This is a genomic window from Marinitoga lauensis, from assembly GCF_004135675.1.
In the GTDB taxonomy this organism is placed as follows: Bacteria; Thermotogota; Thermotogae; order Petrotogales; family Petrotogaceae; genus Marinitoga; species Marinitoga lauensis.
Genome location: NZ_QHLX01000009.1, coordinates 48,104 through 55,572, shown reverse-complemented (window position 1 = coordinate 55,572; position 7,469 = coordinate 48,104). Strand labels below are relative to the sequence as shown.

The following is a 7,469-nucleotide window of genomic DNA, read 5'->3' as shown; positions in this document are numbered from 1 at the left end:
CATATTTTTAATAGCTTCTCTTATTTTTTCATGAGAGTATTCAACATTATTTTTTTCCAGTTCTAATTCTAGTGTTCTTTGAATTATGTAAGATATGAAACTCATTACAATATGTCCTTTTATTCTTTTGGTGTCCAATGAAATACCGGTCTTGTTTCAAGATAATTTTTAATGTTCTAAATGTTTCTTCTACTTTCCATAATGTATGATATTGTTCTAATATTTCTTTTGGAGATAGTTTTGTGTTTGTTATTATTCCATAGTATCCATCGTATTTTTCATCATTTTCTATTTTTTCTATGTCCAGTATATAATTTTGTTTATTCTGTTCTTTTAAATATTTTTTCGCTCCTCTTTTACTTTTGAATCTATATTTCCTTCTTCTAACATTTTTTTCGCTTTTTCTATTAATCGTAGTCTATCTGCTCTGTCTTTTTTGGCTCTTTCTTCTGAATATATTATGAGTAATCTTTTATTTTCATATTCTACTTCTCTATATTTTATTCCTTTTGCTAGTTCTATGAATTCTCCTTCAAATATATTTACTTTTTTATTTGTTTTATTGATTTTCCTACTATGAATTCATAATTAGAATTTTCTACTACTTCTATATTTTTTTTACTCATCATTCCTCTATCTGCTACTACTATTACTTTTCCTAATTGATATTCTTTTTTCATTTTTTCTATTGAATCTTTAAATGTATGCCCTTCAAATGTATTTCCTGCATATATATCAAAACTAACTGGCATTCTATCCTGATCTATTGACATCCCTAATACTATTTGTGATTCATTAAATTTCTTATCTTTTGAATATCCCATTTGTAATATTTCATTTGTTTGTTGTGTTTCAAACGCTAATGTCGTTACATCGTAAAATACTAAATCTACCGTTGTATTAAACAAACTTATCCTTTGATTATACATATGTTTTCTATCGACTCTTTATTATCTGCCAATATATCCAATGTTCTGTATAACCAGTGCAGCATTACATCTTTTTCTTCCAGGTCTTTTTCTTTTTTAACTTCCACTTTGTTATATCCAAAATACTCTAAATTATTAAATATTCCCAATTTACTTTTCGGTTCTACTATTCTATTCATCACCATTATTTTAGCATCTCTTCTGCATTGTATTTTATTTCTTTATCCAGTCTTTCAAAATATCTTTTCATCTCATATCTTTCAAATATCTTATTTACTATTACTTTGGCTCCGTAATTTCTTTTATCTGGTGCTTTTTTATATCTTCCGTATCAATATAATTTTTAAATCAAATATTTGTATGAGTTTATTTACTATATTTTTCGCTTCATTTTCACTAAAAGAGTCAATCCTTCCTAAGTTTGCAACAGTTCTTTGCTTTATCTTACCATTTTCCCTATAACTTTCAACAATTCTTAAATATTCAACACCTTTGTTATTTTTAACTACTCTCAAAACACAAAATCACCTCTTGATTTCATAATACCATTACTTATTATACCACAAAAATATTATGAAATCAAGAATATAACGCTATTGTTAAAAATATTTGTGTCACTACAAAAATTTTTCAACCCCAATTTTCACCCTTTTCATCGTCGCAAACCCGCATTCTACCGTTTCGATTTTTCAAAAATCTTGAATTTGCTGTCAAACTCAGGAATAGATTTTCTAACAATAATGATTCTATTATATATATTATAGAAATGGTTAATCCTGATACAAGAAAAACAAGAATTAATCCGTTTTCAATATTATTTTTAATAATTGCATCTATTATATTCTTTTGAAGTAATGGCAATATTATAGTGAGAATATTCACTATAATTGAAATTAACATTATAAAAAGCACATTTCGTTTTATTTTCTTTCCAAATCTTGAAGATACAAATTTAAAAATAATTTTTATTTTACCCATATTCAACTCCTTTCATTGAGAGATACTTAAAATCTATTTTAGATGCGAAGAATATTAGTGAAGCATAGGCATTCGCCTTATTTTATTAATTCCAGTAACCGCTCTTCATTCTTTCTTGTTGTTTTTTCCAGTAATTCTCCTGTTTTTCTGTCTGTTATTATTTCTCCTTTTTTAATACCACTATTCTATCCGTTTTTTCTATTTCACTAACATCATGACTCGCCAATATTATCGTTTTTCCATTTTTGGATAATTCTTCCATTATTTCATATATCTTTATCTTTGTTTCTATATCCACTCCATTTGTCGGTTCATCCAATAAATATATTTCCGCTTCTTTTATTAATGCTCTTGCTAAATTTAATCTCCTCTTCATTCCTGTTGATGCTTCCATATATTTAATCTTTCTGTTTTCGTATAGTCCCATCTCTTTTAATCCTTTTTCCACTTTCTTTTTTAATTCTTTTCCTGTTAGGTTATTTAACATTCCAAAGAAGTTTAGATTTTCTTCTAAACTCAATCTGTAGTAAAATGACCTTTCATTTGATGTTGCTATCGATATTAATTTTTTATTTGTTTTACTTCTTTTTTTATGTCATATCCCTTTATTTTTATTTCTCCTTCATCGGGTATTATAAACATTCCTATTGTTTTTATTAATGTTGTTTTTCCTGCTCCGTTAGGTCCAAATATTGTTATTTTTTCTCCTCTGTTTATTGTAAGATTTATGTTTTTTAATGCTTTTATTCTATTTTTGTATATTTTTGTCAGATTTTTTATTTCTATTATTGTTTCCATTTTTTCACTTCCTAATATTGCGATATTGTGCCATATTTCCTGGCTTTATCAAAACTATTTTTAAACCAGTATATTCCTATTGGTAATATTATTATTGTCATTATTATTAATATTATTATATCTTCTTTTATTTGATATAAACTATATCCTTTTATGAGTGTTTTTCTTAATCCATCCATTGCATATGTTGTTGGTAATATATAGGATATTCCTCTTAACCATTTTGGAAGTATTTCTACAGGATAATATATTCCTGAAAACATTCCTGTTAGAAATGAATATATCCAGCTTACTGGATCTCCCTTTTTGGTTATTACAATGAATCCAGCACTTAATAGTCCTATTCCGCTTAGACTTATCATTGTTATTATTAATAGTATTATTGAAGCTATTATATTCATTTTTATTTCCACGTCAAATGTATATATTAAAAATATAAAGACTATTCCTGTGTTTAATATTGTAAATACCAATTTTGAAAATATGGTGTATATAAACACTTCCCATAATGGCGTTTCAGACAGAAGCAGATATTCTATTGTTCCCATTACCTGCTCCTGTCTTATTACATTCTTAAATGTTGTCAGGGAGAGAGTGGTATAACTCATGAATACACTTCCAGATATGAAATATGCAAGTATGTTTCCGCCATACTGTTCAATCATGGGGAAGTAATTACCTTGAGCTATAAACCTGCCCATGAATCCAAATTGTAATAATCCCAGAAATCCACTCAGTATTCCCAACACTGCCTGTGTTTTATAGCTTTTCCATATTAATATGTCTCTTGCAAGAAAATACAAAAACTTTTTTATTATTTTCATAATTTCACCAGTTTAATTAAAATTCCTTTTACAAAAATTTTCGCCTTTACAATCACATAAAATTATACATAAATTACACCAGTGTATTAAACAATCAGGTCCTTTACAAGGACACCAGAATTCCTCTGAATATTCTTCATTTTTTCAATCCACTTCATTATTTCACTCCTTTACTTCTAAACAAACACCTTCACCTTCACAATTACATTCAAAAATATGAAAAGTGTGTCTAAACCAATCAAAGAAGCCTTCTAACCATTTGAACCAACAAATCTTTTCTTCTGGATTTTTTGGTTTTTCTATCCATGACATAGAAATCCCTCCTTATTTTACTGGTATTGGTAAAAAACCTTTTTTCAATTTTGCTTTTAGATGCATTTTTAGCATCTCTTCAAGATTATATTTGTACATTGTACAGCTTTCTTCATTTATTCCTCTATATTTAAACAATGTCTTATCAGGACAACCACCCATACATAATGGTAAAAACTTACAATTTTTACATTCTTCATAATTTAAAGGATTAAATGTATTCCATTTTAAATATCTATCAAAATTTTTATTTTTTTCATTTCCTTTTATATTTCCTATTGCTAATGTTTTTATTCCTACTTCATGCCAACATTTATACATGTATCCTTCTGGATCTATTACAAAACTATTTGGTTTTACTGCCCACATTGTGAATACATTGGAGTTGGATATTTTATAATATTTATACCTTCTTCATATGCTTCTTTTACTTTTTCTTCCATGTATTTTGAACGATTTTTTATATCAATACAGTTTATTTCTATATCTCTACATACTTCTGTTGATACATCTACAAATGCAAGATACGGACTGCAATTTCCTTCTGTTAACCTTTCATTTTTTAGATATTTTAATAATTCAATTATTTTATCTTCATTTGTTTTATCTATGTTTATCCTTATACTTATATGTTCAAAATAATCTTTTACTTCTTTTACATTGTTTATTATTGTATCAAAACTACCTTTTCCATTGATCAAAGGTCTTCTTTTATCATGAATTTCTTTTGGCCCATCTATTGTTATTTGAACTGTTTTTACCTTTAATTTTTTTAATTCCTTTGCTATTTTTGCATTTAACAAATATCCGTTTGTGACTATTGATGCATTATATTTTATACTATTATTTTCACAAAGTTTTATAAATTCTTTTGATAATTCTTTTATTGTTTTTAAATCTAATAGCGGTTCTCCACCATACCAAGATACCGATAAATAATTTATTTCATTCTCTACCTTCGTTCATGACATGAATTATCTCCTTGACAATTACATTTAAACAAACAACTTTCTCCAAAACACGGGCATATAAGTCTTAAAATTGCACAAGAAAATTCAAATTCAAGCATATAATCATTATTTTTTTCGATCCATTGCATACATTCACCTCCCAAAGTTTTTTATTTCTGAAATTAGTATTATTAATCCATTTTATGATAATTTTAAATTTTATAAAATAACTATCTTTTTTCATATTCCTAGGATTTTATTTCTTATTCTTTAAAACATTTAGTTATTGAACTATTGTACATGCTTCATAACATCCTCCTGGACCATTACAAGTACATAACCACCAGCAATCCAATAAACATATAGGTCCTTTGCAAGGGCACCAAAATTCAGTTTTTTTCTTTTCTTCGATTTTTTCAATCCATACCATTCATCTTCCCCTTTCTAATTTACCTATAAAAATTTACCCATAATTTTTAGCACTAAAGAAAAATCAGCCGGCTGAAAAATTTTGATTTTAGTTTATAAAACCACATTGTATTACAAAAGTATCATATGTTATAATATTAATGAAACAATTGAGCATAGAGCTGTTTTTTATTCAGAAACTTCAGTTTGAATTTGAGGATTGGTTGAATCGGTAGAATAAATATCTTCATTATTTTCATCACTGAAAATAATTATAGAAAACAAAAACATTATTAATATTAATAATATGATTTTTTTCACTTTTTCACCTCCACAATTTTCATTTTATCAATGAAATTTTATGGTTTTGTTAAACAAAACCAAAATAAAAATCCGCTATTTATCAATGCTTTAGAAACTGCAATTTTTTAATTTTTAATTAATTCGTTTTCTTTTACATTTATGTAATATTTTTTGTATTTCTCTTATATTAATAAATTCAAAAAATTTTTTCATGTTTTTTCATTTTGGATTTTTCCTTGGTTTTTAATTTTAACTTATTTTGAATTTTTATGAAACAATCATATTAAGATAGTTATACAAGGTGATTAAAATGGAAGCAATTTCTTTAAAAAAAATTATTAGTATTGTTGAATACGGTAAATATTCTCTTCCTATCCTTAATTATGTTATGGGAATTTTAGATAAAAAAAGTCATTTAAATTTATATATTGAATTATTAAAAGCTAAATGGAAAAATAAACATAATATTGCTCTTAAATATGCAAATATTATTATTTCAACAACAACAACAATACTAAAAGAACTTACAAGATTTGAAAAGATAAAAATTCTTATTATTTTAGATAAAAAAGAGTACGCTAAAAAAGAATACTTTTATTTGAAAAAAAAATTTTTCTGTTATTCCAGAGTATGTTAGAAATTTAATTTTTCCAGGTTTAAAACATTTAAGTTCCATTTATAATGATGATTTAGGTGATATAAATATATGCAGTAATAAATATAATGAAAGTTATGTTCAGATGTCATTACTAAAATATTCTGAAGCAAGGAAGTTTAGAGATGAAAAGAAATATGATGAAGCATATAAGAAGGCTATTGAAGGATATATTTTAGCTAAAGAATTTCCTCATCCTACAATGATGTGTTCTGGATTAAATAATGCTGCGTGGTGGATAAGAAATGTTGATAAAAAGAAAGCATTATATATAGCGAATTTGTTAGAGTATTATCTTGGTTATTATTTTGAAGATTTACCAAAGATGTATAATCAATTTGATACTATTTTTGAGATTTATTTTATGAACAATAATATAGAAATTTTTGAGATAACTGACAATATTTATAAATTGCATAATAATATCCTGATTTTAAAATTGATGATAAATTCAATAAATTTATCTTTAGTGATAATATAAAAACTTACGAATTAACAAAAAACTTGAATGATTTTATATTAAAAAAAATTCAAAGAAAATGTTATCATTCATCAAAAAAATCTTCCGAATTAAAAAAGATTATTGATGATTATAATCTTTCATTTAATTCTAATTATCCTTTTGCTATAAATAATGAAATTTATAAGATTCATCTTAAAAAGAATTTCAACAATAATATAGTAAAATTCAAAACAATTGCAAGAAATAAAATTCCTAAATTATTTTTTTCAACATATACAGCATTAATAGAAAAACCATATTTTACAAAGAGTCGTATTTTAAAATTGATTTTTGAAGGAGATAAAGATAAAATCATTAAATACTTTTCAAGGGATTATGAGAAGATGTATTTTTTTAACTTGATGTTATTAGATTTTCATGAAGAAATTCTGATAAATAACCTTTATAATAATTCTCATTTTACTGAAGATACGTTTCCTGTCAAGGGTAGTTTATTTTACATAGCAAGAAAAAAACTCATCATTGAGCTTTTTAAAAAGGTGAAGAATATCAAAGATTTTATTCTTCATTATTTTGAGCTCAGTGATGAGGAAATGAGGATATTTGATATGTTTTTGAGAAATTGCGTTCGATATGATATTAAATGGCCAATTACTCCATATCCTGAAGGTAAAATCAAAAATTTTGCAATTAAATATGGTCTTGGTTATAAACGCGTCGCTTTAGGATATTACTCTTTTGAAGATGATGAAAGAGCTTTTCTTGATTCTATTATTGAGAAGTTTTTGAAAGTATAAAAATTAAAATAAACCTGGCCAGTTTAAATGGCCAGATATTATTTTTTGTTTT

10 protein-coding genes and 2 pseudogenes are annotated in these 7,469 nt (G+C 25.4%); 3 read left to right on the top strand and 9 right to left on the bottom strand.

The window, feature by feature from the left end; all coding sequences use genetic code 11:
• From DJ007_RS20915 to DJ007_RS19530, 9 genes and pseudogenes are all read right to left on the bottom strand, one after another.
• Positions 1-1,444 (bottom strand): annotated as a pseudogene (locus tag DJ007_RS20915) (IS1634 family transposase); the annotation flags it as partial.
• A gap of 115 nt (positions 1,445-1,559) precedes the next feature.
• On the bottom strand, positions 1,560-1,907 hold the full coding sequence (locus DJ007_RS13770; protein ID WP_129407797.1) for a hypothetical protein: 348 nt from the start codon (positions 1,905-1,907) through the stop codon (positions 1,560-1,562).
• Positions 1,908-2,064: 157 nt separating this feature from the next.
• Positions 2,065-2,283 carry an AAA family ATPase gene (locus DJ007_RS21095; protein WP_497006738.1) on the bottom strand — a complete coding sequence of 73 codons (219 nt, stop codon included), beginning with the start codon at positions 2,281-2,283 and terminating at the stop codon, positions 2,065-2,067.
• Positions 2,269-2,705 (bottom strand): annotated as a pseudogene (locus DJ007_RS20910) (ATP-binding cassette domain-containing protein); the annotation flags it as partial. The pseudogene DJ007_RS20910 and the gene DJ007_RS21095, both read right to left, overlap by 15 nt.
• An 11-nt stretch (positions 2,706-2,716) precedes the next feature.
• On the bottom strand, positions 2,717-3,529 hold the full coding sequence (locus tag DJ007_RS13755; protein WP_129410079.1) for an ABC transporter permease: 813 nt from the start codon (positions 3,527-3,529) through the stop codon (positions 2,717-2,719).
• A 162-nt stretch (positions 3,530-3,691) separates the two neighbouring features.
• A complete protein-coding gene (locus DJ007_RS14975; protein WP_165973913.1) occupies positions 3,692-3,841 on the bottom strand; it encodes a hypothetical protein in 150 nt (49 codons plus the stop codon).
• 12 nt (positions 3,842-3,853) lie between these two features.
• Positions 3,854-4,210 (bottom strand): SPASM domain-containing protein, encoded by a 357-nt coding sequence (locus DJ007_RS13750; RefSeq protein ID WP_129410078.1) that lies wholly within the window; start codon positions 4,208-4,210, stop codon positions 3,854-3,856.
• A complete protein-coding gene (locus DJ007_RS13745; protein ID WP_129410077.1) occupies positions 4,198-4,785 on the bottom strand; it encodes a radical SAM protein in 588 nt (195 codons plus the stop codon). The genes DJ007_RS13750 and DJ007_RS13745 overlap by 13 nt, the downstream gene beginning before the upstream one ends.
• Before the next feature lie 603 nt (positions 4,786-5,388).
• The gene (locus DJ007_RS19530; RefSeq protein ID WP_276318581.1) at positions 5,389-5,520 is read right to left on the bottom strand and encodes a hypothetical protein; all 132 of its coding nucleotides are present in this window, start codon (positions 5,518-5,520) and stop codon (positions 5,389-5,391) included.
• Positions 5,521-5,812: 292 nt separating this feature from the next.
• Between DJ007_RS19530 and DJ007_RS13740 the strand changes: the two genes are divergently transcribed.
• From DJ007_RS13740 to DJ007_RS18425, 3 genes are all read left to right on the top strand, one after another.
• Positions 5,813-6,139 carry a hypothetical protein gene (locus DJ007_RS13740; protein WP_129410076.1) on the top strand — a complete coding sequence of 109 codons (327 nt, stop codon included), beginning with the start codon at positions 5,813-5,815 and terminating at the stop codon, positions 6,137-6,139.
• A 103-nt stretch (positions 6,140-6,242) separates the two neighbouring features.
• On the top strand, positions 6,243-6,638 hold the full coding sequence (locus tag DJ007_RS13735; RefSeq protein WP_129410075.1) for a hypothetical protein: 396 nt from the start codon (positions 6,243-6,245) through the stop codon (positions 6,636-6,638).
• A 23-nt stretch (positions 6,639-6,661) separates the two neighbouring features.
• Positions 6,662-7,417 carry a hypothetical protein gene (locus DJ007_RS18425; protein ID WP_240739647.1) on the top strand — a complete coding sequence of 252 codons (756 nt, stop codon included), beginning with the start codon at positions 6,662-6,664 and terminating at the stop codon, positions 7,415-7,417.
• Positions 7,418-7,469 lie beyond the last annotated feature (52 nt).